Source organism: Streptomyces sp. 796.1, assembly GCF_047525675.1.
GTDB lineage: Bacteria > Actinomycetota > Actinomycetes > Streptomycetales > Streptomycetaceae > Streptomyces.
The window spans coordinates 93,592-118,833 of the sequence record NZ_JBLIWA010000022.1 but is presented as its reverse complement, the minus strand read 5'-3'; the positions used below and the strand labels follow the sequence as shown (position 1 = coordinate 118,833).

Sequence of the window (25,242 nt, the reverse complement as noted above, 5' to 3'; positions counted from 1 at the left end):
CCGGCACACCCGCGAGCGCCCCGGCACTGGCGCCGCCCCCCGCCCCGCAGCCCCACCCGACGCCCCAGCCCCAGCACCTCCACCAGCCCGCTGCGCCACAGCAGTCGGCCCCCCACGCAACCCCCGTCCCGCACGCGCAGGCCGCCGCGCACCCCTACGGCTATCCGCACCAGCCGGCCGGTGCCCAGCAGGCGTACGGCTACCCGCAGGCGCCCGCCGCCGGGCAGCAGTCGGGCGGCTTCGGCCCGGCCGGTTACGCCACGGCCGGCCCCGGCGGGCAGGCCACCGGGGCCGGCGGCTTCGGCACGCAGTCGCCGGGCGCTCCGAGCGCCGCGGCGGGCGGCGACGGCACGCCGCCGCGCAGGCGCGGCCGGGGCAAGCTGGTGGCGCTGGGCGTCGCGGGGCTGCTGGTGTTCGCCGCCGCGGGCGGGGCCACCACGTACGTCCTGCTCAAGGACGACGACAAGAAGTCGGACCAGGCGGGCCAGTCGGGTCAGGGCGACGGCAAGAAGGAGTCCGCCGGAACGCCCGGCCAGCCCAAGGACACGGCCAGCGGGCCGCCGGCCAGCACGCCGGACGAGACGTCCGACGGCTCCGACAGTGCGAGCCCGACGGCGCCCACCGTGGTCCCGGACCCGAAGCCGGTGCAGTACAACGGCATCAACCTGCCCGACGACTACCACCTGTTCTTCGCCGCCGACCCCATCAAGCCGGACGACGGCGACACCAAGAACGACGTCGTCTACACCAACAGCCTCGGCGACCGCTCGCTCAGCACCCAGTCGAACGGCAGCAAGCTGGTGCTGCTCAACAACGCGCAGGAAGGCTCGCTCGACACCTGCCGCACCGAGACCCGGTTCGCCACCACGATCAACTTCGACCGCATCCCCAAGGGCGCCCGCATCTGCGTCCGTACCGGCTCCGGGCACATCGGACTGATCACCTTCAACGGCTTCGCGCCCGAGTCCGACCCGAGCGACTACATCAAGATCGACCTCACGGTGTGGCGCAACGCGCTTGAGGTCGAAGACCAGTCCTAACCCACCCGTCTCCGCCGGCCGTTTTAGCCGGCTTTGGCGACCAATTTTCGCCCTGCGTATAGCGCACCGTGCGGAGCGTGGCGTTAACTGAGCCGCGTCTTCCGTGTGTACGTGGGGCGCGGAAGGCCGCGGGCGGACACAGGAGATGGGGAGGCGGTCAGTGTTACCAAGCGATGAAGCGCGGTGCGGTCGGCCATCCGACGTCTTGGTCGTGGAGGGCGCGGTAGCGGTGGGGCACCGGTGGCCCGTTGGTGTCGAAGCGGACCCGAAGGCGTTCGAGTTGGGACGTGCGGTGTCCAGGTTGCGGTGTGAACTGGCCGCGTATCCGGCGGAGTTGCCGGACCGGGCCATCGCGGACGAACAGCTCACGGCGCTGGATGCGATGGTCCGCGAGGGCCGCGCCGAGGTGCCGGTGCTGCGGCGTTCGCTGTTGCTGATAGCGAGTTCGCTGGGTTCGGTGAGCGCACTGGGCGCCTCGATGGCCGCGGTCAGGGCCGCCATCGACCAGTTCGGCGCGGTGCCGTACCAGCAGGAACGTCCGACGGGTCACTGAACCCGGGGCGGGCCGTCGCATCCCCCTGACGGCCCGCCGCCCGAACCCGCCCCGTGCGCCGCCCGAACCGCCCCGCGCGCCTGGGCAGGCGCGCCCCGTGGCCCCCGGCAGCCCCTGCTGGGCCCCGCGGGTCCTCAGCGGGGCCCGGCGGTGGCGAGGGCCTGCGACAGGTCGCGGGCCACCTCCTTCAGGAGCGGCACGATGGTGTCGGTGGCGGCCTCCGTCACCCGCCCTGCGGGGCCCGACACGGAGATGGCCGCGGCCGTCGGCGCGTCCGGCACCGGCACGGCCAGGCACCGCACCCCGATCTCCTGCTCGTTGTCGTCCACCGCGTACCCGGTGGCCCGTACGGTCTCCAGGGCCGCGAGGAACCCCTCGGGCGTGGTGAGCGTCAACTCGGTCGCGGCCGGCATGCCGGTCCGCGCGAGCAGGGCCCGGACCGCGTCCTCCGGCGCGTGCGCGAGCAGCGCCTTGCCCACGCCCGTCGCATGGGGCAGCACCCGCCGGCCGACCTCGGTGAACATCCGCATCGAGTGCCGGGAGGGCACCTGCGCCACGTACACCACCTCGTCGCCGTCGAGCAGCGCCATGTTGGCCGTCTCGCCGGTCTCCTCCACCAGCCGTGTCAGGTACGGCCGCGCCCAGGTCCCCAGCAGTCGGGACGCGCTCTCGCCGAGCCGGATCAGCCGTGGCCCGAGCGAGTAGCGCCGGTTGGGCTGCTGGCGTACGTATCCGGAGGCGACCAGGGTGCGCATCAGCCGGTGGATGGTGGGCAGCGGCAGTCCGCTGCTCGCGGACAACTCGCTGAGCCCGACCTCGCCCCCGGCGTCGGCCATGCGCTCCAGGAGGTCAAAGGCGCGTTCGAGGGATTGGACGCCGCCCGAGCTGGTGGAGGAGGTGGTCTTGGACCGGGCGGACGACGGCACGTCGACATCCTTTCGAGACGGCGGTGGACGGCCGGTGTACGGGGCGGACCCACCCACCGACCGGCCCTCGGCAGCCTACCCGCCCGCGAAGTCCCGCACCGAGCCGTCCACATGCTGCGATCGCTGATAGCTGGGGATTTGTCCGGGGCATGATCCAAGCCGCGTTCACCGCCGTGCCGCGGGCCGCACCACGGGCCGCGTCGCCGGCCGACGAGTACGCCGTCGACGGCTTGCAGTTGAGCTGAGGCGTGCGCCAACTGTGTTGTCTCGTGCGGGAGTTGACGGTCGGCCCGGGTGGGTGTCGGCTCGGGGGCGGCCGGTCGGTCGGCTGGCTACTTGGCCCCGAGGTGGAAGAGGAGGAACAGGAAGGCCGCGAAGATGTGCACGCCCACCAGGTAGAACGAGACCCGGATGGTCAGGCCCCAGGGCGCGCGGTCCTCCTCGTTCACCGCCTTGCCGGCCGCGGCCGGGACGTCGCTCACGTCCGGGGCGTCGCTCACGTCCGGGGTGCGGGCGGGGGCCGGGGCGGGCGCGTGCGGCGCGTGCGGCTCGTCGGGGCGCGGGGCCCGGCCGCTGCGGAGGTCGGCGTGCGGCGTCTGCTCGGTCATGTGGGATCGGTCCTTCCGATGACGCGGTGGCCGCGGTCGCCCAGGCACAGCCCGGACGTGCCGCTCTGGAGCAGGGTGTGCAGGAACAGCAGGTCGGCGCCGCCCGGCGAGGCGGCGGCGATCCGGTGCGGGGTCATCGAGTCGAAGTGCGCGGCGTCACCGGTGGCGAGCTCGTGCACCGCTTCGCCGAGCGCCAGCCGCAGCCGCCCGCTCAGCACGTACAGCCACTCCTCGCCCGGATGCACCCGCACCAGGTCGTCCTGGACGCCGGCGAGCGGTACGTGGACGCGCAGCGCCTGCATGGCGCGGCCCGAGCCGCCGGCGCGCCAGTACGTCCAGCCGCCGGCCGGGGACGCCTCCATGCGGTCGGCCCGCACGATCGGGTCCTGCTCGGCGGGTACCTCGCCGAGCAGGTCGGATACCGTGGAGCCGTACGTCCGGGCCAGTGCGAGCAGCATCGGCAGCGAGGGCTGGCGGCGGCCGGTCTCCAGCCGTGAGAGGTGGGCGGGGGAGAGGCCGGCGCGCTGGGCGGCCGACTCCAGCGTGAGTCCGGAGTGTCGCCGCAGGTCGCGCAGGCGGGGCGCGACCGTGGGCAGCTCCGCTGCGGACTCCTCGGGCAGCGAGGTCATGTGTCCGGTATAGCCGGGCCGTGCCCCACAGGCAAAAGTTTTGCCCCAGAGGCAAATTCTGGATGGCGGGTGGAGCCCGGTCGGGTCCCGTGAACTCCTGGGAAACATCAGCGAGTTGTCGTTGACATGTCATGGTCTACGCGCGTCATGCTAGGTCCCATGAGGATTCCCCCACGCATCGCGCGCATTGGCGCCCTCGGCGCCCTCGCCACGTCTCTGCTCGTCGGCGGCCCGGCCGTGGCGGCCACGCCGACCGTTGACCACGCGGCCTCCACCGCGTCCGTGACCCTCTCCCGCGCGGCCGTCGGCAGCATCTGCTACAACGCGCTGCCCTCGCAGGCGCACGACACCCTCCGGCTGATCGACCGGGGCGGCCCGTTCCCCTACCCGCAGGACGGCACCGTCTTCCAGAACCGCGAGAACCTGCTGCCCAAGCAGTCGCGCGGCTACTACCACGAGTACACCGTGAAGACCCCCGGCTCCTCCGACCGCGGTGCACGGCGCATCGTGACCGGCGAGCGCAACCAGGAGGACTACTACACCTCCGACCACTACCGCTCGTTCAAGCTCGTCAAGTACGGCTGCTGACGTTCCTCTCCCCGTTGGCCCCCCGCTGACCTGCGGGGGGCCCCCCCCCCCCCCCCCCCCCCCCCCCCCCCCCCCCCCGCCCGGCCGCTGCCCTCGCGTGACCGGCCGCCGGCCTCGCGTTGCGGGCCGGGCCCGGGACCCGCCCGCTCCGCCCGGGACGGGGACCTCCTTGCGGCACCTCGGCTCGGCCCGCCCGGGGCTGTTCCTGCGCGTGCCGTTGCGCCGTCCTGCTGCGTCGTACGCGCCTGTCGTGCCGGCTGAGCCTGCCGCGCCGGCTGCCCCGAGCCCCTGCCGGCTCGCCGCGCCGGGCCCGCCTGCCCCGTGCCGCCGTGCCCCGTCCGGCACTCGCCGTCTCCCGCCCGGCGCCGCCGTGTCCCGCTCAGGCACCGCCGTGTTTCGCCCGGGCGTCCTCGCCCCACGGCGCCGCGCATCCCGGCACCTCGGCCGCATGCCGTTCCGTACTCCTGAGCGCCGGGCGCACGTTGACGCTTGCAATCGCGCCGAGTGCGCCCCCACGGGCTCGGATGTCAGTGCCAACCGATAGCGTTTCGGTAGAAACACGTTCGAGGAGGCGTAAGGACGTAAAGGAGGCGGCATCGGTGACATATGGCCCGGGGAGTTCAGGCCCCGAGGCGGTGACGGGTAGTGGGGTCAAGCTGCTGATCCTGGCCGAGCCCGGTGTCCCACCGGACCGGGCGACCCACTGCCGTCGTCCCATAGCGTGCGCCGGGGCCCACCCGGCGATCGGCCGCGCCGTCCAGCCGTCGACGGGCACGGCAGGGCCGTCGACGCCGGCCGTGCGCGGGCGGACGCGTGCCGCCCAGCGGGAGGGGACCGACGCCGTGCACCGCTGACGCACCCGGCGGCCCCGCCGCCCCGTAATCCCCCGGGGGGACGGGCCGGCGCGCCGACCAGCAGCCAAAGGCGGCCAGAGCGTGCGCCGGGGCGCAGTACGGAACGGAAGCGGACGAGCGTGAACGATCACGGCGCCTCGGACGTTGGCCCATCGGCGGGGCATGTCGGATCGCCGTGCGGACGGGACCGTACCCGGGACCGTCCGGCGCACCACGGCCCCGCCAGCGGCACACGAGACCGGCGCAGGACGATGCGAGACCTCCCCGAGCGGCACACCGCCGTCGGTGCGGTCCGCGCCCCGGCGGCGACCCGTGTTCCGCCCCCGTGCTCCACCCGCGCGCGTGCCCCGCACCACCCGGCACCGTGCGCGACAGCCGTACCCGTTCCCAGCACCGTCCGGCACCACCCGACACCGTCCGCCCGACCCGTCTGACCCGTCTGACCTGCGCACCTCGCCCGACCCGCTCCATCCGCTCCACCCGCGACGTCCGTGCGCCGCCCCGTACCGGCGCTCGAAGACACCGCGCTCCGTTACCCCGCACCTGCTATCCCATCCATCCGTTTCTCTGTGCAGAAGGGCGGCGAACTGCCGTGTACCGCTGGGAGATCACCCGGGCCGCGCTCGAACAGCGGGTCTTCGCCATCATCCGTAGCGAGAGTTATGACCAGGCCGCGGCGACGGCCGACACGCTGCTCTCGGCCGGCCTCACCAGCCTGGAGGTGTCGCTGACCACGCCCTTCGCGCTGGAGGCGATCACCACCCTGAGCCGTGAGGTCGGCTCCGACGCCATCATCGGCGCCGGCACCGTGCTGGACGCCGCATCGGCCCGGATGGCCGTCGAGGCGGGAGCCAGGTATCTGGTCTCGCCCAGCCTGGACGCCCAGGTCATCGAGATGGGACACCGGTACGGGCTGCCGGTCTTCCCCGGCGTCAGCACGCCGACCGAGATGGTGCGCGCGCTGGAGCTCGGCGCGGACGCGCTCAAGCTGTTCCCCGCCTGGTCGCACGGCCCGCGCTGGCTGGCGGACGTGCGCGCCGCGCTGCCGCAGGCGCCCGTGCTGCCGACCGGCGGCGTGACGCTGGAGGACGCCCCGGAGTGGATCGCCGCCGGCGCGGTCGCCTGCGGCATGGGCTCCGTCCTCTCCCAGGGCGACCGGGACGTCGTGGCCAAGCGCGTCGCGGACCTGCTGGCCAGGCTGGCGGACGCGGGGGAGTAGGGCCGGAGGAGAGGGGGCGGCGGGGAGACCGCGGGGGAGCGGCGCGTACGGGAGCCGGCGAGGGGCGATGGGCCAGGTGCGAGGGGGGCCGTGCGTGAGCGGGCTCCGGACGCGAGCGGGCTCCCGGCGAGAGCCGGCCTCGGATGTGAGCGGGCCCGGTCCAGTACGGGGCGGGCCCCAGGCCCGAGTGGGTCCCGGGCGGGAACGGGCCCCGGACGCGAGCGGCCGGCCGTGAGGCCGCCCGTGGTGCCCCGCCGGTGCATTTCGCTATGTCCGGACAATCTGACTTCTCGGCTTCCCGTCACCTGCCCGGGTGGATACGCTCGGCCCGTGGCGAAGCAAGGAGACGCAGCGGGCGCGCCCGGTTCCACGGCGACCCTGCGGCTGAGCGTGGACCGCGGCAGCCCGGTGCCGCTGTACTTCCAGTTGGCCCAGCAGCTTGAGGCCGCCATCGAGCAGGGCGACCTCGCCCCGGGCAGCCTGCTGGGCAACGAGATCGACCTCGCCGGTCGGCTCGGGCTCTCCCGGCCGACCGTACGACAGGCCATCCAGTCCCTGGTCGACAAGGGGCTCCTGGTGCGCCGCCGCGGCGTCGGCACCCAGGTCGTCCACAGCCAGGTCAAGCGACCGCTGGAGCTGAGCAGCCTCTACGACGACCTGGAGGCCGCCGGGCAGCGGCCCGCCACCCGGGTCGTACAGCACCTCGTGCAGCCCGCGACCGCCGAGATCGCCGCCGCCCTCGGGGTGCCCGAAGGGGCGGACGTGGTGTTCCTGGAGCGGCTGCGCCTCGCACACGGCGAGCCCATGGCCCTCCTGCGCAACCATCTGCCCAGCGGGCTGCTGCCGCTGGACAGCGCGGCCCTTGAGGCCACCGGCCTCTACCGACTGATGCGCGGCGCCGGCATCACCCTGCACAGCGCCCGGCAGTCGATCGGGGCCCGCGCGGCCACCGCGGCCGAGGCCCAGCAACTTGCCGAGCCCCCCGGCGCGCCGCTGCTGACCATGGAGCGGACCACCTTCGACGACACCGGCCGGGCCGTCGAATTCGGCTCCCACACCTACCGGGCCGCCCGCTACTCCTTCGAGTTCCACCTGCTCGTACGCCCCTGACGGGGCCGCGGGAAGCCGCGTCCCGCCCGCGGGTGCGGCGCAGCCCGATCCGCCCCGCCGCGGCCGTACGGTGGCTGCCGGAGCCCCCGTCGGCGAGGCGTTCCGACCGCGCAGCGCATTGACGGGGTGCGGTGTGCGCCGTTACAACTCCTCCAACCGCTGTCCGCGGCTTCGAGGGGAAGGCGGTCCCGACACGGAGCGCACCCGCCCGCCCCCGCACCCGCCGCCGCACCCGGCCGCCGGGCCACGACGGCGGGCGCACCGCGCCACAGACGCGCGAATCGCCGCTCGCGGGACCCGCTGGACCCCGGGCGAGCAGCGGTGACGGATACTTGGGCGGCCGGGGCGGGTGAACGGTACCCGGCCGCACCGTGACATTCAGTGGAGAAGGGCAAGTCCTCGTGGCAAGGGTTCGGACAGGGGTACGCGCCGTGAGCGCCGTGCTGGCAGCGGTGGTCGGCGCGACCCTTGCAGGATGCAGCAGTACGGGCGGCAAGCGCGCGGAGGAGCGGGCGGCCAAGGCGGCCCAGGGCCGCGCGGCGGTCGACACACCGCGCTGGACCGTGGCCATGGTCACCCACTCGGGCGACGGCGACTCCTTCTGGGACATCGTGCGCAGCGGTGCCAAGCAGGCGGCCGTCAAGGACAACATCAAGCTGCTCTACGCGCACAGCGACGAGGGCCAGCAGCAGAGCGAACAGGTGCAGAGCTACATCGACCAGAAGGTCGACGGCCTGATCGTCACGCTGGCCAAGCCCGACGCGATGAAGGCCGTCGTGGCCAAGGCCGTGAAGGCCGGCATCCCGGTGATCACGGTGAACTCCGGATCGGCCGAGTCCAAGGAGTTCGGGGCCCTGACCCACATCGGCCAGGACGAGACCATCGCCGGCGAGGCGGTCGGCGACGAGCTGACCAAGCGGGGCAAGAAGAAGGCCCTGTGCGTCCTGCACGAGCAGGGCAACGTCGGCCACGAGCAGCGCTGCGACGGCGCCCGCAAGACCTTCAAGGGCGAGCTGAAGAACCTGTACGTGGAGGGCACCAACATGCCCGACGTGCTCTCCGCCATCGAGGCCAAGCTCCAGTCCGACGACGACATTGACGCGGTGCTCACGCTCGGCGCGCCCTTCGCCGACACCGCGGTCAAGGCCAAGAAGCAGGCCGGCAGCGACGCCGAGATCGACACCTTCGACCTGAGCAAGCAGGTCGCCGCGGGGCTGGCCTCCGGCGACCTCGGCTTCGCCGTCGACCAGCAGCCCTACCTCCAGGGCTACCAGGCCGTCGACCTGCTGTGGCTGTACAAGTACAACGCCGACGTGCTCGGTGGCGGCAAGCCGGTGCTGACCGGCCCGCAGATCATCACCAAGGACGAGGCGGACGAGCTGGCGAAGTACGCGGAGCGGGGCACCCGGTGAGCAGTTCCCTGGCACACTCCGGCCCCTCGGCGGGGCGCTCGGGCGACCCGGGCAAAACCGGCCGGCCCAGCCGGCCCGATGCGGACGAACGGCTGCTGCACCGCTCCACGCTGCGCCGGCTGGCCAGCCGCCCCGAGCTCGGTGCGGTGGTCGGCGCGATCGCGGTCTTCGTCTTCTTCTCGCTGGTCGCCGACAGCTTCCTCCAGCTCTCCAGCCTCTCCACGGTGCTCTACGCGTCCTCGACGATCGGCATCATGGCCGTCCCGGTGGCGCTGCTGATGATCGGCGGCGAGTTCGACCTGTCCACCGGCGTCGCGGTGACCACCTCCGCGCTGATGTCGTCGATGTTCAGCTACCAGATGACGGCCAACGTGTGGGTCGGCGTCGGCGTGTCGCTGCTGACCAGCCTGGCGATCGGGTTCTTCAACGGCTTCGTGCTCGTCCGCACCGGACTGCCGAGTTTCATCATCACGCTCGCCACCTTCCTCATGCTCACCGGCATGAACCTCGGCTTCACCAAGCTGATCAGCGGCAAGGTCTCCACCAAGACCATCGGCGACATGGAGGGCTTCGAGTCGGCCCGTAAGGTCTTCGCCTCGCAGTACACGATCGGCGAGGTGAACCTCAAGGTCACCGTCCTGTGGTGGCTCGGCCTCGTCGTCCTCGCGACCTGGATTCTGCTGCGGACCCGGGCCGGTAACTGGATCTTCGCGGCCGGCGGCAACGCGCACGCGGCCCGCGCGGTCGGCGTCCCGGTCGGCTGGACCAAGATCGCCCTGTACATGGGCACCGGCTTCGGCGCCTGGGTGCTCGGGCAGCACCTGCTGTTCTCGTTCGACTCCGTGCAGTCGGGCGAGGGCGTGGGCAACGAGTTGCTGTACATCATCGCGGCCGTCATCGGCGGCTGCCTGATGACCGGCGGCTACGGTTCGGCGATCGGCGCCGCCGTGGGCGCCCTGATCTTCGGCATGACGAACAAGGGCATCGTGTACGCGCAGTGGGACGCCGACTGGTTCAAGTTCTTCCTCGGCGCGATGCTCCTGCTGGCCACCCTGCTCAACGCGTGGGTGCGCAAGCGGGCGGAGGCGAGCAAGTGAGCGACCAGCAACAGCGACCCGACGACGCGTCCGGGCCCACCGGCCCCGGCACGGACCGCGCCACCACCGGTGCCAGCGTGGACCACGCCGCCACGGTCCCCACCAGCATGGACGCCGACCCCGCCCCGCTGGTCGAGCTCACCGAGGTCAGCAAGTACTACGGCAACATCAAGGCGCTCGAAGGCGTCTCGCTCGCCGTGCACGCCGGCGAGATCAGTTGCGTGCTCGGCGACAACGGCGCGGGCAAGTCCACCCTCATCAAGATCATCTCCGGCCTGCACCAGCACGACGCGGGCACCTTCCGCATCGAGGGGGAGCCGACCAGGCTCGGCTCCCCGCGCGAGGCCCTGGACCGCGGCATCGCCACCGTCTACCAGGACCTGGCCGTGGTGCCGCTGATGCCGGTGTGGCGGAACTTCTTCCTCGGCTCCGAGCCCACCAAGGGGCGCGGCCCGCTGCGCCGGCTCGACACGGCGATGATGCGCGAGACCACCCGCACCGAGCTGCGCCGCATGGGCATCGACCTGCGGGACGTGGACCAGCCGATCGGCACCCTCTCCGGCGGCGAGCGCCAGTGCGTGGCCATCGCGCGGGCCGTCTACTTCGGCGCCAAGGTCCTGGTGCTCGACGAGCCAACCGCGGCGCTCGGCGTCAAGCAGTCCGGCGTGGTCCTCAAGTACGTGGCCGCGGCCCGGGACGCCGGCCTCGGCGTCGTCCTCATCACCCACAACCCGCACCACGCGTACCTGGTCGGCGACCGTTTCGTCCTGCTCAAGCGGGGTGCCATGGCGGGCAGCCACCTCAAGGCGGAGATCACCCTGGACGAGCTGACGCGGCAGATGGCCGGCGGCAGCGAGTTGGAGGAGCTGAGCCACGAACTGGCCCGCACCGCCACCCCCGACCTCCGCAAGCCGCAGCCGACCGACTGACGGCCGGCTGAGGTCCGACCGACAACCGACTGACCCGCGGTCGGCCTCGATCAGGTAACGGATCCGGCCGCAGGTCAGGGAGTGCGGGCCCGGGCCGCGTCCCCTAGAGTGCGCCACCACGTGGAGGGCTGGGCGGCCGGGTCCCGGCGGTCAAGCAGGGCATCCGGACGTTCCGCCCACGCGGCCGATGAGCGCCGCTCCGCCATGCGCCGCGTGGCGCGAGTGAGGCACAATCGCCACGGCGGGCCACGCCCGTCACGCCCGACCGCACGCCCGAGGCCGCTGGCCTCCCAGGAAACCGCAGGGACGACGACTCTTGCGCGCACGCACCCGCAGCGACCGAACCCGCCGCGATCGGCCCCACCCACCCCGCGGAGCGGTCGCCGCCCCCGGCAACGGCGAGAGGGACGGCTGATGAGCCTGTACCGCGAGCGAGTGCACCGGGGCTCCGCCCGGGCCACCGTGCTGCGCACCGTCGGCACCCGCGAGCGCCGCTCGCACCTGACCGCGCCCAGGGTGCCCACCGTCGGCATCGACATCGGCGGCACCAAGGTCGCGGCCGGTGTGGTGGACGCCGACGGCAACATCCTGGAGCGGCTGCGCACCGAGACCCCGGACAAGTCCAAGAGCCCCAAGGTCGTCGAGGACACCATCGTGGAGCTCGTCCTGGACCTGTCCGACCGGCACGACGTGCACGCGGTCGGCATCGGCGCCGCCGGCTGGGTGGACGCCGACCGCTCCCGGGTGCTGTTCGCCCCGCACCTGGCCTGGCGCGACGAGCCGCTGCGGGACCGGCTCGCGGACCGGCTCGCGGTGCCGGTCATGGTCGACAACGACGCCAACACCGCGGCCTGGGCGGAGTGGCGGTTCGGCGCCGGGCGCGGCGAGGACCACCTCGTGATGATCACGCTCGGTACCGGCATCGGCGGCGCGATCCTGGAGGACGGCCAGGTCAAGCGCGGCAAGTACGGGGTCGCCGGCGAATTCGGCCATATGCAGGTGGTGCCGGCCGGGCACCGCTGCCCGTGCGGCAACCGCGGCTGCTGGGAGCAGTACAGCTCGGGCAACGCCCTGGTCCGCGAGGCCAAGGAGCTGGCGGCTGCGGACTCGCCCGTCGCGTACGGGATCATCGACCGGGTGGGCGGCAACGTCCACGAGATCACCGGCCCGATCATCACCGAGCTCGCCCGGGACGGCGACGCCATGTGCGTGGAGCTGCTCCAGGACATCGGGCAGTGGCTGGGCGTCGGCATCGCCAACCTGGCCGCCGCGCTCGACCCGTCCTGCTTCGTCATCGGCGGCGGCGTCAGCGCCGCCGACGACCTCCTCATCACCCCCGCAAGGGACGCCTTCCGGCGCACCCTCACCGGTCGCGGGTATCGTCCCGAGGCCCGCATCATCAAGGCCCAACTGGGCAACGAGGCGGGACTGGTCGGCGCGGCCGACCTGGCCCGGCTGGTCGCCCGCAGGTTCCGGCGCGCCAACCGGCGCCGGGTGGAGCGGTACGAGCGCTACGCGCAGGCAGGACGGCGATGAATCAGACGATGAGCCAGCCGGCGGGCCAGTCCACGGGCCAGCAGCCCGAGCCGAACGAGAAGCCCGGGCAGCGCCGCGGCTGGCGGCGCAACCTGGCGATCTTCCTGCTGGTCGCGATCCCCGCCGGCTATCTGGCCATCTCGGCGCAGAAGAGCCGGGGCAGCGGCGAGGACAAGCAGGAGAACGCGGCGGCCGTCGGCCTCACCGACGGCTGGCCCACCAAGGTGCAGCGGCGGATCTACGACACGCCCATCCCTTCGTACTCCAAGGACGTGGCCTTCTACGAGACGAACTCGTGGCAGACGAGCCGGATGTACGTCCAGTTCACCACCACCCCGGAGGGGCTCGACCGCTTCTTCAGCCGCCTCGGCACCACCCGCGAGGTGCTGAACGACGGTCGGATCACCATCGACGACAAGGCCGCGGGCACCGTGGGCTGGAAGCTGGCCGCCGACACCAAGTGGGCCGGCGGCACCATCGACCAGAAGGACCCCGAGCCCACGCTCGACGTCACCGTCGACGTCGACGACCCGGACCGGCCGCGGGTGTACGTGGTCTCCACCGTCAAGCCCTGACCGCGCCGCCCCGCCCGCAGCCCGCGGGGCGCTGCCCAAGGTGCCCCGCCCGCAGCCCGCGGGGTCCGTCCGTGGCGCCCCGCCCGCGACGCCCCGCCGCGGCCGGGGCCGTGCGCTACGTCAGGATGAGCGATGCCGCGGATCCGGTCCGCATGACGTGGTCGGCGTGGATCTGGCCGGCGATGAACCGCCCGTTGTCGACATTGGCCGAGATGGCGACCGAGGCCAGCGACTCCCCGTTCGGCAGCCCCGCGTAGTACAGCCCGGGAACCGCGCCGAGCAGGCCCTTCTCCTGCCGGGGAGCCCCGCGCCCGTCGAGCACCTCGGGCGGCAGGATGCGGTAGTCAGGCCCGAACCCGGTGCACCAGATGACGCTGGTGATGCCGTGCTGCGCCAGATCGAGGCGGGTGCCGAAGTCGGCGACGTGGTCGGTACGGACCCGCGGCGCGGGCCGCTGCTCCGGCACCACGAAGCCCCGCCGGTCGATGCCGGCGTCGATGGCGTCCAGCACCTGCCGGAACGCGCGGGCCGACTGCTCCACCGTGCTGCGGACGTTGTCCGCCAGCGTGAGCGTGCGGCCGTCGGCAGCCCGCACCGACCCGACGAGGACCACGCCCTTCTCGGCCAGCGTGCCCAGGTTCAGATCGCTGCCGCCGCCGGTCACCACGGTCACCGGCAACCCGGGCAGCACGGAAGGGCCGCCGGTGTTGTGCGTGACGAAGTCCTCGTAAAGGCCGAAGGCGAAGATCCATTCGTGGATTCCGCGACCGCGATAGCGGTGCGGCCACGCGCGGTGCCGGCCGACCGAGACAAAGACGCTGCGCCCCGCGTCCGCGAGTTCGTCGGCGATCTGCTGGCCGCTGATTCCCGCACCCACCACGAGCACGGCACCCGCGGGCAGGGAATGCGGATTGAGGTAGTGGCGCGAATGGAGCTGGTGCACGGAAGGGGCGAGCGCGGCGGCTAACGCGGGGATGCGCGGGGCGGCGTAACCGCCCACGGCCGCGACGAGATTGCGGGACTCGACGACCCCTCCCGTGCCGAGTCGGGTACGGAACCGCACGTCGTCACCGGCGGCGTGCGGCGGGCACTCGACCTTCTCGACGAGGGTGTGTTCGCGCACCCTGAGCCCGCGCTCGGTCGCGTAGGCACGCAACAGCCGGGCCAATTCGGGACCGGAGAGTGAAGCATCGGGATTGTCGCTCGTGAATTCCCGGCCGGGAAAGCGAATCGATCGTATTCCACTGCCCACGAGCAGGCTGTCCCACCGCTCGTGGGCCCATGCCTGACCTATTTCGCCGCGCTCCAGGACGAGGGATTCATGCCCTACGTCCTGCAAGGAAGCGGCGACCCCGCACCCTTGTTGGCCGGCGCCGACGATGACGGTCTCTGCGTATTCGGTGGCTTCCACGGTCGAACCTCTCTGTCGCAGGAACGCGGCTGCGCGTCCTGCTTCGCTCGGATTGCGCTGTTGCCGGCGGGTACGGGTTTGCGGGTACGGGCTGCCGCGCGGGACGCAGCGCCACGGCACGGCAGGGCACGCGGGGCCCGACCGGCCCCCGGAACGGCGGCAACTAAGGCTTACCTAAGTAAGATCTTGTCTCGTGAAGCCGACTTGATGTCAACTGGGGGCGTGACCCCTCGCGCAGTCCCCATCGGACAAGCAGCGGCCCTGTACGGCATCGCGCCCTCCACGGTGCGCTGGTGGGAACGGCAGGGCGTGCTCACCCCGCCGGCCCTCCAGGGCGGCAGACGGCTCTACGGCGAACACGACCTGCGCCGCCTCGGCGTCGCCTACCTGTGCTGTGTGGTGGGGCGGTTGCCACTGGACCGGGCCGCCGTCGTCACCTCGGGAAGGGCCGGGCTCGACACCTGGCGGCAGGTCGTCGGCGAACAGATCGCCCTGCTGGAGCGGGAGGCCGAGCAGGTGCGGGCCGCCCGGGACTACCTGCGTCACCTGCTGCGCTGCGAGACCGACGACATGGCGCACTGCCCCGTACTGGACGGCGAGTTGTCCCGGAACACCCCCGTCGGGCCCGGTCGTGGGGAGGACCTCGTCGCCGCGGCCGAGGCGATCCGCGGCGGTGAGCGGCGCCCGCGGCGGTCGGGGGAGGCGCCGCGGGCGCGAGAGGTGGCGCGATCGCGGGAGGCGGCGCGTGACGAAACGGCGGCGGACGCCGCCGCGCGTGACGAAAGTACGGCCCGCTGCTCCGGCTGCCGGGGCCCCGTCGCCCGGGCGGCGCGCGGCCGGCCCCGTAGGTACTGCTCCCGCGCCTGCCAGCAACGCGCGTACCGGGCCCGCCGCAGGGCGCGCCCCTGACCGGGCCCACCGCACGTACGACGCGCCCCACGTGCGCGACACGCGCAACGCGTACGGCACCCACAACGCAGACGGTGCCCACCACGCACACAACGCCCGCTTCCGCAGCGGAGGGCATCCGCCGGGGCGGGCGTTGCGGCGTGGCAGCCGTGCGGCGCGGGCCGGTGGACCGGTGCGCCCGCGGGGCTCAGCCGCGGTCGAGGTCGAGGGGGTGAGCCAGGGCCCGCGCCTCCGCGCCCCGTGCGACGAAGTCGGCCGCGGCGCACTGCGGCTTGCGCTCCGCCTGGTCCCGGAACAGTTGGACGAAGGCAGGGCCGAACCCCAGCCGCGGGTAGGCCGCGACGAGCGCCTGCGTGAAGGCCGGGTCGAAGTCGTCAAGCCCGGTGCCGGTCACATCCGCACTGGTCCCCACCTGCAACAGCCGGCTCTCCGGGTCCACTTCGGGCGCGACGGTGTCCCGCATGTGCAGCACGATCACCTCGGCCGCCCGGTTCCGGCGCTCGGTCGGCCAGCCGAGGCCGGCCGTGAAGACCCGGGCCAGATCGCCGCCGGCCTCCTCGAACGCCACCGTGTGGCTGTCGAAGGGCGCGGTGAGCGCCAGGTCGTGCAGCAGCGCGGCCACGTACAGCAGCTCGGCGTCGAAGTCGAGCCCGCGCGCCTGCGCCCAGGCGGCGCCGAAGAAGTACGACCGCACGGAGTGGTGGTACAGCGCCTCGTCCGCGTACTCCGTACAGACCTGCCGCGCCGCCTGCGCGGCCTGACTCCCGGGTGCGCGCACCCCTGCGATCTCGTTCAGCACGTGCCGACCCCTCGTTCGCGCCCCGCGCGGCGCGCGCCCGAACGCGCACCACCTGCGGACGTCCCTGGTGTTCACCCAGCCTAACCAGGCCGAACTAGCGCCCCGGGGGGCGTTCCCGGCCACTTCCGTCACGCGGCGACGGTGGTTCGGCCACTTCCGCGCCGCACGGGCCCCGGGCGTACGGGCAGCCGGCGACCTGGCGTGCTCAGCGCACCCGGTACTCCTTCCAGAACGCCGTCAGATCCTGGTCCGTCGCGGCCTGGGCGGCCCGCTTGAAGTCGGCGGTGGTCGAGACGCCGTGCCAGTGGTCCCGCGCGTACTCCTTGAGCAGGCGCGCCATCGCGTCCTGGCCGATGACGTCCGCTAGCCGGAACAGGGCGCAGGGGCCGTTGACGTAGATGACGCTGGTGTACTGATTGGCGTGGGTGCTCCAGTACGCCATGGAGTTGGTCAGCGCGGCCTCCTCGCTCGGCCAGTCCACTTCTTCCTCGCAGTACCTGGCCATGTCGAGGTTGAGGAAGCGGAAGTTGGCGTACTGCGCGAAGCTCTCGTCCAGCCAGGGCGCCGCGTACTGGTCGTTGCCGACGATGCCGTACCACCACTGGTGCGCCACCTCGTGGATGGCGGCGCTGCCCGCGGCGTCGACACCGAGCAGGACCAGGCCCGGGTACTCCATGCCGCCGCCGAACTGGCGCGCCATCACCAGGTCGATCTCGCCGTATGGATAGCGGCCGAACTCCTTGCTGAACCGGTCGACGGCCGCGGCGCCGTCCTTGCGGGCGTAGCGCACGCCGTCGGGATGCGCGTCGGGGGTCCAGTACGACCGCACGCGCACCCCGCCGGGGGTGACCTCGGTCGCGGTCTCGAACGGGCCGGCGGCCCAGGCGAACTCGCGCACCTGCGGCGCCACGCTGGTGGTGACCGTGCGGCCGGCGGCGCCGGGCTGGACCTGGGTCCGGCCGGTCGCCGGCACCTTCAGCCCGCTCGGGTGGTCAAGGCGCACCCGGTAGTCGCTGGTCAGCGCGTAGAAGCTCTCGCCGGTCCGCACGTACGGGTCCAGGTGCCAGCCCTTCGCGTCGTGCACGGCGAGTACGGGCAGTGCATTGCCGAGGAAGCGGAAGGCGCCCTCGCGGCCGAAGCGGTCGTTGCGCTCGGGCACGGCGATGGACACGTCGAAGGAGAGGGCGGTGCGCTCGCCGTGCGCCAGCGGCTTCGGGAGCGTGATCGCCAGCGCGGTGCAGCCGACCGTGGGCTGCTGGGCCGTGCCCCCGCGCACCGCCGTGACCTGAACCGGGGCCGGCGCGGTCGGCGTGCCGCAGCCGTCCTGGCCGTTGCCCCACAGCCTGAGGTACACCTCGCGCAGCGGCTGGGCGGCGGAGTTGCGCAGCGAGACGCGCTGGTGTCCCGTCCAGTGGGAGCCGTCGGAGTCCGCGGTCAGCCGTACGTCGTAGCGGGCCCCGTCGGGCGTCGCCGCGGCAGGCCCGGGCCGCGCCTCCGGCGCCGGTGCGGCGGCGGCGTCGACGAGCGGTCCGCTCACCACGAGGAGACCGGCGGCCAGCCCAACGGCGGCTCTATGGAGGAAAGTTGGCGACCATCGCGCCAATATTCGTGTCATGGCCACGGATGCTGCCACGCCGACCCCGGGCCTGTCCTGGGACCTGTCCAGGGGAGGTACGGCGGCGCGGCCGGGGTGCTCCGGTGGCGTACGGCGATGGGCGTGTGGGTGGGATGGACGCGTGGGTGGACGGGGCCGCCCCGCGGGCCGCGGGGGACGGCCGCTGACCGGTCGGCCGGAGCCCTACGGGACCATCGGAGCCGCTCGGAGCCACGTGCCGCAGCCCCGGCTGCCCGCCCGGTAGGGAACGCCCGGCTTGGAACCTCGACCGCCCGCCCCGACCCGTAAGGGGAACGGGGAACGCGTGCACCGTGTGGTGGTCGGGCGGCTGGTTGGGGAGATTCCGGAAGGTTTTCCGGCCGGCGGCGTCGGAGCGGCCGGTACCGGCCACACTCGGGGGCTGTTAACTGCGTCACCCGCCGGGCCGGGGCCACGGAGGCGGGGCCCGCGGCGGCGGGCCGGAGCGCGGACACCGCTCCGGAGCGCCCCGTCCCCGGCCCGACGGGTCGCCCCGGCCGGTGGGCCAGCGCCCAGCGCCCCGGGCACCGCCGACGCGTACGGCACCTGTCGTACCACCGGCGTACGGCTCCCGTACGGTGCGGGGCGTGAGAGCCGTTAGGTTGGGACCGGCCATTGGAGAGCCCGTGAAAGATGAGAGGGTCTGACGGGTGAGCAAGACATCACCGAACACCCTGCAATACCGCCTCGACGGTCCGGAGGACGGCCCCGTCCTGATCCTGGGGCCCTCGCTGGGCACCACCTGGCACATGTGGGACCGCCAGGTGCCCGAGCTGAGCCGGCGCTGGCGCATCCTCAGGTACGACCTGCCCGGACACGGCGGGGCCCCCGCTCACCCGGCCTCCTCCGTCAGCGACCTCGCCGACCGGCTGATAGCCACGCTCGACCAGTTGGGCATCGACCAGTTCGGCTACGCGGGCTGTGCCATCGGCGGCGCGGTCGGCGCCGACCTGGCGCTCAGGCACCCGCACCGGGTCGTCTCGCTCGCGCTGGTCTCCTCATCGCCGCGGTTCGGCACCGCCGACGCCTGGCGCCAGCGCGGCGTGGTCATCCGCACCAACGGCCTGGACCCCATCGCGCGCACGGCGCCCGAGCGCTGGTTCACCTCCGCGTTCGCCACCGCGCAACCGGCCATCGTCGAATGGTCCGTCCAGATGGTCCGGACCACCGACCCGGGCTGCTACATCGCCGCCTGCGAGGCGCTCGCCGCCTTCGACATCCGCTCCCAGCTCGGCCACATCGGCGTGCCGACCCTGGTCCTGGTCGGCGCCGACGACCAGGTCACGCCGCCGGCCGACGCCCGGGTGCTGGTCGCGGGCATCCCCGACGCACGGCTCGCCCTGGTGCCCGGCACCTCGCACCTGACGCCCGTCGAGCAGCCGGCCGCCGTCACCGACCTGCTCGTACGGCACTTCGCCAGCTCGGGCCAGTCCGCCCACACCACGGGCATGACCGCGATCACGGCCGCCGCGCCCAAGCCGGTGCTGGCCCCGGCCCCGCCGCCGCCCACGGCCCCGGTCGCCCCGATCGCGGAGATAGCCCCGGCCGGGCAGCCCGCCCAGGTGCCGGCCGAGCAGCCGGACAGCCGGGCGCGCGGCATGAAGGTCCGCCGTGAGGTGCTCGGCGACGCGCACGTGGACGCGGCCGAGTCCGAGGCGGACGAGTTCAGCTCCGACTTCCACGACTTCGTCACCCGCTACGCCTGGGGCGAGGTGTGGACCAGGCCCGCGCTGGACCGGCACGCCCGCAGCGTCGTCGCCCTCACGGCCCTCACCGCCGGCGGCCACCTGGACGAGTTGGCCCAGCACACCCGCGCCGCGCTGCGCAACGGCCTGACGCCGGCCGAGATCAAGGAAGTGCTGCTCCAGACCGCCGTCTACTGCGGCGCCCCCGCGGCCGGCGCCGCGTTCGCCGTGGCCCAGCGGGTGGTCCAGGAGGAGACCAGACCCGAGGCGTGACCGGGCACTGACACCGGCGCCGGGCGCTGACACGCCGCCATCGGGCGCCGGCACCCCGATATCCGGCGTCGGGCCCGGGCCCCGGCAGTTGGCACGCGGCCCCGCACACCGCCGCGTTCCATCGACCGGGGCGGCCGTCGGCCCCGTACGTCGGCGTCGGGCGCGGGCGCGCGTACGGTACGAGCCAGCGGCCGTCGGCGTGCGGCACGGGCCACGGGCCACGCTGCGGCACCGGGCCGCCGGCGCGGTACGGGCCGCGGGCGCGGTACGGGCCGCGGGCAAGGGCGGCCCCCGCGCGGGCGGGCGGGCGCGAGGAGCGAGCGCAGCGAAGGAGCGGTGGGGCGATGCGGCTCACCAAGCAGGGGCACTCCAGCGTGCGGCTGGAGAAGGACGGCCGGACGCTGGTGATCGACCCCGGAGGGTTCAGCGCGCCGGACGCGGCAGTCGGTGCCGAGGCGATCCTGGTCACCCACGAGCACCCCGACCACTTCGACGAGGGCAGGTTGCGCGCCGCCCTGGAGGCCGACCCGGCCAGCCGGGTGTGGACCTTGCGCAGCGTCGCCGAGCAGCTCTCGGCTGCCTTCCCCGGCCGGGTGCACACCGTCGGCGAGGGCGACGCGTTCCAGGCGGCGGGGTTCGAGATCGAGGTGCACGGCCAACTGCACGCCGTGATCCACCCGGACCTCCCGCGCATCACCAACGTCGGGTACGTGGTCGACGGCGCGGTCTTCCACCCGGGCGACGCGCTCACCGTGCCCGGCCGGCCGGTGCAGACCCTGCTGCTGCCGGTGCACGCGCCCTGGAACAAGGTCAGCGAGGTCATCGACTACGTGCGCGCGGTGCGCCCGACGCGCGCCATCGACGTGCACGACGGGCTGCTCACCGACCTCGCCCGGCCGATCTACGACCGGATGCTGGGCCCGGGCGGACCCGGCGTCGCCGGCGCCGACCACGGGCGGCTCGCGGTGGGCGAGGCCCTGGACCTCTAGCCCGCGGGACCGGCCGCCCCGCCGGGCGTCCGGCCGCCGTCCGACCCGTGCCCGGCCGCCGCCCGACCGGGGCCCGGAGGCGGTTCGCGGCCGGTCCGAGCCCGGCTGTCAGTGGTGGGCGGTAGGTTTACCGATATGCGCATCGCGACCTGGAACGTCAACTCGATCACTGCCCGGCTGCCGCGGCTGCTGGCCTGGCTGGAGAGCACCGGCACGGACGTGCTGTGCGTCCAGGAGACCAAGTGCTCCCTGGACCAGTTCCCGTACGACGAGCTGCGCAAGCTCGGGTACGAGGCGGCGGTCAACGCCACCGGCCGGTGGAACGGGGTGGCGCTGCTCTCCCGCGTCGGCCTGACCGACGTGGTCACCGGCCTGCCCGGCGGCCCCGACTACGAGGGTGCCCAGGAGCCCCGGGCGGTCTCCGCCACCTGCGGGCCGGTGCGCCTCTGGTCGGTCTACGTGCCCAACGGCCGCGAGATCGACCACGACCACTACGCGTACAAGCTGCGCTGGTTCGAGGCGCTGGGCGCGGCCGTCGCCGAGGACACGGCGGGGCCGCGCCCGTTCGCCGTCCTCGGGGACTTCAACGTGGCCCCCACCGACGAGGACGTGTGGGACCCGGCGCTCTTCGAGGGCGCCACCCACGTCACCCCGGCCGAGCGCGCCGCACTGGCCGCGCTGCGCGAGTCGGGCCTGTCGGACGTGGTGCCCCGCCCGCTGAAGTACGACCGCCCGTACACGTACTGGGACTACCGCCAACTGGGCTTCCCGAAGAACAAGGGCATGCGCATCGACCTGGTCTACGGGAACGCGCCCTTCGCGAAGGCCGTCAGCGACGCGTACGTGGACCGGGAGGAGCGCAAGGGCAAGGGCGCGTCCGACCACGCGCCGGTCGTGGTGGACCTGGACGTGTGACGCCGGCCCGGCGGAGGGTGCGGGCGCCGGCCCGCGGCGGGCGGTGACGGGGGCCGGCGGGGGAGCGCGGCGCCGGCCTAGCGCGCCTGTGGTGCGTACTCGGTGGTCGGTGCGACGCTGAGCGGTATGGACATTCCCTTCCTCGGCCCCTGGCGCAAGCGGCACGACGCGGCGAGCGCGGCCAAGGCGCCGCCCGGGCCGGCGCGGGAAGGTCTTGCCGAACTGCTCGCCGAATGCGAACTCCTGCGGGCCCGCGCCGAGTCGGCCGACGTCGTCCTGGACGACACCCCGGCCTCCCTCGAAGCCCTCGACCAACTCCAGCCCGGCTGGCGCGACGACCCGGAAGAACTGCCCTGGCTCGGCAACGACGCGGGCCTCTACCTCGGCACCGTCATCACCCGCACCGTCCCCGGCGCCCAGTGGCGCCTGGCCCCCGACGGCACCCCGCTGGTGGCGCTCGACAGCGGCCGGGAGATCGACGTGGTGGCCGCCGGCACCTCCTGGGCGGAGGACGGCACGCCGGAGCTTTCGCAGGTGTACGCGGAGGTGGACGAGGGGTGAGGGTGATGATGATGATGGTGCTCACCGCAGCGAAGGAAGCGCAGAGGTCGAATTTCATTCCGTTTCAGCCATGGCTGATTTCTTGGCAAGCCCTTCGCTGGAAGTGCTTTTGGCTGGTGCTTTGAGGGGACGCGCAGTGCCTCATTCGGAGAGTGATGCTCCGCTTTTCTTGTGTGATGCAGACTATATAAAAACCCCTTTGTTTTGGTGGCGCACCCCCTGTAGTTTCCTATCGGTCGAGCTTCGGGAGGGATTCAATATTCAACCTTTGACGCGTGTTGGTGGTCATGGAGGGTGCGGGCTGAGACCTGATTTTCCCTGTTGAGTAAATGGTGATCGGAGGATCATTTCGTGAGGGTAGTGCGTTATTGCGTTTTATCTAAGAAAGTGCTCGTGATGGCAACGGCCTGCGCCGCTGTGGGTGGGGTACTGGGTGTGGCGCCGACTGCGCGTGCCGCTGTGGGTGAGCGGTTTGAGGTTGGCGTGCCCTCGGATGTGCGCGCGGCTGGCGAAGGGGAACTTGCGGCTGACCCATGTAAGCGGCAGAACTATCGCAAGGTCGTTCACATCTTCTACCGCGGCCCAGAGAAAGTGCTGCTCCGATGTGGCACGAAGTCCTGGGGGTATCGGCATATGGTTGAACGGGGGCGTTGGAGTACGAGTTTCAAAAACAAGATCGACGACACGCTATGGAAGGGGGTGCAGACTTCACCCGGGGTTTATCATCGTTACCGTATACCTGCGGGGTGTCATCGGCCGATCAAGAATTTTAAGGTGGTCTTTAATCAGGGCCCCTATGGCGGTGATGAGGGAAAGACTAGTCCCCAGGGCATTATTACCGCAGTGCAGGAAAATACGCTGACCGCCGTATCCGAAAAGGGTGCGGGGGGTAAGTGCTAGGCGGAGAGTAATGGCCACAGCAGACCAGGTGAAGGCGTGGTTGGCTCCCGAAGTGCTGGGCGTCCAGCGGCAGGGCCCGGGGGTGGCCATCGAGGTGCTAGAGCTGCGTGTGCCTGCTACGTATCCGGATCTGCTCGTCGAGGTCGACGTGTGCGTCATGGGCGAGCGCTGGCAGGTTGCGCTGGTGTACGACGGCCCTGATGCCAGTTTGGTGAGCGGTGATCTGACCGATGTTGCCCTGCGCACCCTTGAGCTCATGGTGCGGACGCATCTGTTTGAGTGGTGGCACACGAAGGACAGGGAGCGGGCGTCGGCGCGGATGGGCACTCGGCTGGGCTGATGTGATCGACGGGTAGGGCGGGGAGTCACGCATGTGCGGAATCCCCGGGCGGGGTGTGACTGCGGGGACGCGGTCACACCCACCCCGTCGTGGCGAGTGGGTGTAGATGCCGGTGGCTGCCCCTCGCGTGAGGTTAGGTGACATTGATGACCCTAGATGGGTGAGTTCAATGCTCTCAGCGGTCGTAGGCGATGAGTGATCGTTTAGTTTTCGTGTTGGTTGTCCAGTCGTGCCAGATGCTGGTGGCGGGGGCGACGAGGCGTTTTCCGGTGAGGATAAAGACCCCAGCCGGGGTTCGACCCTATGTTCTTCCAGGCTGAGTTGGCCTTTGGGGGTGCCGATGGCAGCCTCGATCCACTGGTGGACACAAGTGATCTTTCGGCGTCTCAACCCGTTTCGTCCTTGCGATCCGGTCGTGCCGGGCGAGCTTCGAGGTGGTCAGCAAGGAACGCCTCGAACTCCCAGCCCACAAATTCCTTGTCAGTGAGGATCACCTACCCGGCTCGGGTGAGGTGGCGGTCGCGCTCTCGGGGGTGTGTAGTCATCACCTCTCGTTCCCCGAGTTTCGGGTTGAGTAGGCGCCAGATAATGGGCAACTCTTCGGTGGCAGTGACTAGGTGGAGCCGAAAGCCTAGAAGGGGCGGGAGTGGCTGCGGCAGTAGTCGTAGCCGATGTGCCCGGCCTGGTGTCGGTGTTTGGCGCTCGCGGGAAAGGTTGAGCAGGGCCTGAGTGACCGCCAAGAACAGTAGCTCGGCGTCCGTGACTTTCGGAAGGTTGCCTGATCCGAAGGCATGGGACTACGTGGTGCCAATGAATACGGATAGTGCTGCCTGAAGGGCGTCCACGGCTGTCTTCACGCGCTGACCAACAAGAGCCCTTCTCCATGGTCGCGCCCGGCACGCGTAGCGGACTCACTCATCTAGGGCGCGTGTCGCCCGCGAAGTCCGGTATGTGCACGTATAGGTTGCCTTGACTGCGACACGCCTGAGAGTGGGTAGGGCTGCATATGGCCGTCGATCCTCTGATCGAACTGCGCAATGTCAACAAGTACTACGGGAAGCTGCACGTACTGCGGGACGTCGACCTGAGCGTGGGGCGTGGGGAGGTCGTGGTCGTCATCGGGCCGTCCGGGTCCGGGAAGTCGACGCTGTGTCGGACGATCAACCGGCTGGAGAGCATCGAGTCCGGCACCATCACGCTGGGCGGCACGCCGCTGCCGGCCGAGGGGAAGGCGCTCGCACAGCTTCGGGCCGAGGTCGGCATGGTCTTCCAGTCCTTCAACCTCTTCGCGCACAAGACCGTGCTGGCCAACGTGTCGCTGGCGCAGATCAAGGTCAGGGGGCGCAAGAAGGAGCAGGCCGACCAGCGGTCGCGGGAGCTGTTGGAGCGGGTGGGGCTCGCGGCGCACGCCGACAAGTACCCGGCGCAGCTCTCCGGCGGCCAGCAACAACGCGTCGCCATCGCACGGGCGCTGGCGATGGACCCGCAGGCGATGCTGTTCGACGAGCCGACCTCCGCACTCGACCCGGAGATGATCAACGAGGTCCTCGAAGTGATGCGGCAACTCGCGCACGAGGGCATGACGATGGTGGTCGTCACCCACGAGATGGGCTTCGCGCGCTCCGCCGCGAACCGGGTGGTGTTCATGGCGGACGGCGCGATCGTCGAGGACCGCACCCCCGAGGAGTTCTTCACCGCACCGCGCAGCGACCGCGCCAAGGACTTCCTCTCCAAGATCCTCAAGCACTGAG

The 25,242-nt window shown here is 72.1% G+C and carries 22 protein-coding genes and 1 pseudogene; 17 read left to right on the top strand and 6 right to left on the bottom strand.

Translation table 11 applies throughout. The annotated features are described in order from the left end of the window. Window positions 1-1,040: pseudogene (locus tag ACMA1D_RS17030) on the top strand (hypothetical protein); the annotation flags it as partial. 211 nt (window positions 1,041-1,251) lie between these two features. Next, window positions 1,252-1,593: a DUF5955 family protein gene (locus tag ACMA1D_RS17025; protein ID WP_414724823.1), complete on the top strand. Its 342-nt coding sequence runs from the start codon at window positions 1,252-1,254 to the stop codon at window positions 1,591-1,593. A 134-nt stretch (window positions 1,594-1,727) separates the two neighbouring features. On the opposite strand, the gene ACMA1D_RS17020 is transcribed toward ACMA1D_RS17025, so the two are convergent. The 3 genes from ACMA1D_RS17020 to ACMA1D_RS17010 all read right to left on the bottom strand — a co-directional run bounded on the left by ACMA1D_RS17020 (window position 1,728) and on the right by ACMA1D_RS17010 (window position 3,756). After that, entirely contained in the window at window positions 1,728-2,519 is a 792-nt protein-coding gene (locus tag ACMA1D_RS17020) for an IclR family transcriptional regulator (protein ID WP_414724822.1), read from the bottom strand. A gap of 332 nt (window positions 2,520-2,851) precedes the next feature. Further along, the gene (locus tag ACMA1D_RS17015; RefSeq protein WP_414724821.1) at window positions 2,852-3,127 is read right to left on the bottom strand and encodes a DUF6126 family protein; all 276 of its coding nucleotides are present in this window, start codon (window positions 3,125-3,127) and stop codon (window positions 2,852-2,854) included. Continuing rightward, complete coding sequence (locus ACMA1D_RS17010) at window positions 3,124-3,756, bottom strand: helix-turn-helix domain-containing protein (protein ID WP_414724820.1); 633 nt, start codon at window positions 3,754-3,756, stop codon at window positions 3,124-3,126. Before ACMA1D_RS17010 ends, ACMA1D_RS17015 begins: the two co-directional genes overlap by 4 nt. A 159-nt stretch (window positions 3,757-3,915) precedes the next feature. On the opposite strand from ACMA1D_RS17010, the gene ACMA1D_RS17005 reads away from it, so the two are divergent. The 8 genes from ACMA1D_RS17005 (at window position 3,916) to ACMA1D_RS16970 (ending at window position 13,076) form a co-directional block, all read left to right on the top strand. Next, window positions 3,916-4,344 carry a ribonuclease domain-containing protein gene (locus tag ACMA1D_RS17005; protein ID WP_414724819.1) on the top strand — a complete coding sequence of 143 codons (429 nt, stop codon included), beginning with the start codon at window positions 3,916-3,918 and terminating at the stop codon, window positions 4,342-4,344. Window positions 4,345-5,790: 1,446 nt separating this feature from the next. After that, a complete protein-coding gene (locus tag ACMA1D_RS17000) occupies window positions 5,791-6,417 on the top strand; it encodes a bifunctional 4-hydroxy-2-oxoglutarate aldolase/2-dehydro-3-deoxy-phosphogluconate aldolase (RefSeq protein ID WP_414724818.1) in 627 nt (208 codons plus the stop codon). 390 nt (window positions 6,418-6,807) lie between these two features. Then, entirely contained in the window at window positions 6,808-7,527 is a 720-nt protein-coding gene (locus tag ACMA1D_RS16995; RefSeq protein WP_414724830.1) for a GntR family transcriptional regulator, read from the top strand. A gap of 431 nt (window positions 7,528-7,958) precedes the next feature. After that, window positions 7,959-8,939: a sugar ABC transporter substrate-binding protein gene (locus ACMA1D_RS16990; protein ID WP_414724817.1), complete on the top strand. Its 981-nt coding sequence runs from the start codon at window positions 7,959-7,961 to the stop codon at window positions 8,937-8,939. Between the two features lie 92 nt (window positions 8,940-9,031). Beyond that, complete coding sequence (locus ACMA1D_RS16985; RefSeq protein ID WP_414724829.1) at window positions 9,032-10,036, top strand: ABC transporter permease; 1,005 nt, start codon at window positions 9,032-9,034, stop codon at window positions 10,034-10,036. A 107-nt stretch (window positions 10,037-10,143) separates the two neighbouring features. Further along, window positions 10,144-10,965, top strand: a complete 822-nt coding sequence (locus ACMA1D_RS16980; RefSeq protein ID WP_414724828.1) for an ATP-binding cassette domain-containing protein — start codon at window positions 10,144-10,146, stop codon at window positions 10,963-10,965. 414 nt (window positions 10,966-11,379) lie between these two features. After that, window positions 11,380-12,501 (top strand): ROK family glucokinase, encoded by a 1,122-nt coding sequence (locus tag ACMA1D_RS16975; protein WP_414724816.1) that lies wholly within the window; start codon window positions 11,380-11,382, stop codon window positions 12,499-12,501. Beyond that, window positions 12,498-13,076 (top strand): hypothetical protein, encoded by a 579-nt coding sequence (locus ACMA1D_RS16970; protein WP_414724815.1) that lies wholly within the window; start codon window positions 12,498-12,500, stop codon window positions 13,074-13,076. The genes ACMA1D_RS16975 and ACMA1D_RS16970 overlap by 4 nt, the downstream gene beginning before the upstream one ends. A 115-nt stretch (window positions 13,077-13,191) precedes the next feature. On the opposite strand, the gene ACMA1D_RS16965 is transcribed toward ACMA1D_RS16970, so the two are convergent. Next, window positions 13,192-14,487, bottom strand: a complete 1,296-nt coding sequence (locus tag ACMA1D_RS16965; protein WP_414724814.1) for a flavin-containing monooxygenase — start codon at window positions 14,485-14,487, stop codon at window positions 13,192-13,194. 222 nt (window positions 14,488-14,709) lie between these two features. On the opposite strand from ACMA1D_RS16965, the gene ACMA1D_RS16960 reads away from it, so the two are divergent. Continuing rightward, window positions 14,710-15,396 (top strand): MerR family transcriptional regulator, encoded by a 687-nt coding sequence (locus tag ACMA1D_RS16960; protein ID WP_414724813.1) that lies wholly within the window; start codon window positions 14,710-14,712, stop codon window positions 15,394-15,396. A gap of 187 nt (window positions 15,397-15,583) precedes the next feature. Here the strand turns inward: ACMA1D_RS16960 and ACMA1D_RS16955 are convergent, their stop codons facing one another. Next, window positions 15,584-16,195, bottom strand: a complete 612-nt coding sequence (locus tag ACMA1D_RS16955; RefSeq protein ID WP_414724812.1) for an HD domain-containing protein — start codon at window positions 16,193-16,195, stop codon at window positions 15,584-15,586. 205 nt (window positions 16,196-16,400) lie between these two features. Next, complete coding sequence (locus ACMA1D_RS16950; protein WP_414724811.1) at window positions 16,401-17,810, bottom strand: M1 family metallopeptidase; 1,410 nt, start codon at window positions 17,808-17,810, stop codon at window positions 16,401-16,403. A 668-nt stretch (window positions 17,811-18,478) separates the two neighbouring features. Between ACMA1D_RS16950 and ACMA1D_RS16945 the strand changes: the two genes are divergently transcribed. From ACMA1D_RS16945 to ACMA1D_RS16920, 6 genes are all read left to right on the top strand, one after another. Then, complete coding sequence (locus tag ACMA1D_RS16945) at window positions 18,479-19,786, top strand: alpha/beta fold hydrolase (RefSeq protein WP_414724810.1); 1,308 nt, start codon at window positions 18,479-18,481, stop codon at window positions 19,784-19,786. 344 nt (window positions 19,787-20,130) lie between these two features. Further along, entirely contained in the window at window positions 20,131-20,775 is a 645-nt protein-coding gene (locus tag ACMA1D_RS16940) for an MBL fold metallo-hydrolase (protein WP_414724809.1), read from the top strand. 135 nt (window positions 20,776-20,910) lie between these two features. After that, on the top strand, window positions 20,911-21,690 hold the full coding sequence (locus ACMA1D_RS16935) for an exodeoxyribonuclease III (RefSeq protein WP_414724808.1): 780 nt from the start codon (window positions 20,911-20,913) through the stop codon (window positions 21,688-21,690). A 126-nt stretch (window positions 21,691-21,816) separates the two neighbouring features. Further along, entirely contained in the window at window positions 21,817-22,251 is a 435-nt protein-coding gene (locus ACMA1D_RS16930) for a DUF6278 family protein (RefSeq protein ID WP_414724807.1), read from the top strand. Between the two features lie 910 nt (window positions 22,252-23,161). After that, a complete protein-coding gene (locus ACMA1D_RS16925) occupies window positions 23,162-23,491 on the top strand; it encodes a hypothetical protein (protein WP_414724806.1) in 330 nt (109 codons plus the stop codon). 1,006 nt (window positions 23,492-24,497) lie between these two features. After that, a complete protein-coding gene (locus ACMA1D_RS16920) occupies window positions 24,498-25,241 on the top strand; it encodes an amino acid ABC transporter ATP-binding protein (RefSeq protein WP_349994178.1) in 744 nt (247 codons plus the stop codon). Window position 25,242: the final 1 nt, after the last annotated feature.

Coding starts and splice junctions, on each gene's coding strand:
- ACMA1D_RS17015 (WP_414724821.1), bottom strand. CDS start 3,127: ATGACCGAGCAGACGCCGCACGCCGACCTCCGCAGCGGCCGGGCCCCG.
- ACMA1D_RS17010 (WP_414724820.1), bottom strand. CDS start 3,756: ATGACCTCGCTGCCCGAGGAGTCCGCAGCGGAGCTGCCCACGGTCGCG.
- ACMA1D_RS17005 (WP_414724819.1), top strand. CDS start 3,916: ATGAGGATTCCCCCACGCATCGCGCGCATTGGCGCCCTCGGCGCCCTC.
- ACMA1D_RS16980 (WP_414724828.1), top strand. CDS start 10,144: ATGGACGCCGACCCCGCCCCGCTGGTCGAGCTCACCGAGGTCAGCAAG.
- ACMA1D_RS16975 (WP_414724816.1), top strand. CDS start 11,380: ATGAGCCTGTACCGCGAGCGAGTGCACCGGGGCTCCGCCCGGGCCACC.
- ACMA1D_RS16970 (WP_414724815.1), top strand. CDS start 12,498: ATGAATCAGACGATGAGCCAGCCGGCGGGCCAGTCCACGGGCCAGCAG.
- ACMA1D_RS16950 (WP_414724811.1), bottom strand. CDS start 17,810: ATGACACGAATATTGGCGCGATGGTCGCCAACTTTCCTCCATAGAGCC.
- ACMA1D_RS16940 (WP_414724809.1), top strand. CDS start 20,131: ATGCGGCTCACCAAGCAGGGGCACTCCAGCGTGCGGCTGGAGAAGGAC.
- ACMA1D_RS16935 (WP_414724808.1), top strand. CDS start 20,911: ATGCGCATCGCGACCTGGAACGTCAACTCGATCACTGCCCGGCTGCCG.
- ACMA1D_RS16930 (WP_414724807.1), top strand. CDS start 21,817: ATGGACATTCCCTTCCTCGGCCCCTGGCGCAAGCGGCACGACGCGGCG.
- ACMA1D_RS16925 (WP_414724806.1), top strand. CDS start 23,162: ATGGCCACAGCAGACCAGGTGAAGGCGTGGTTGGCTCCCGAAGTGCTG.
- ACMA1D_RS16920 (WP_349994178.1), top strand. CDS start 24,498: ATGGCCGTCGATCCTCTGATCGAACTGCGCAATGTCAACAAGTACTAC.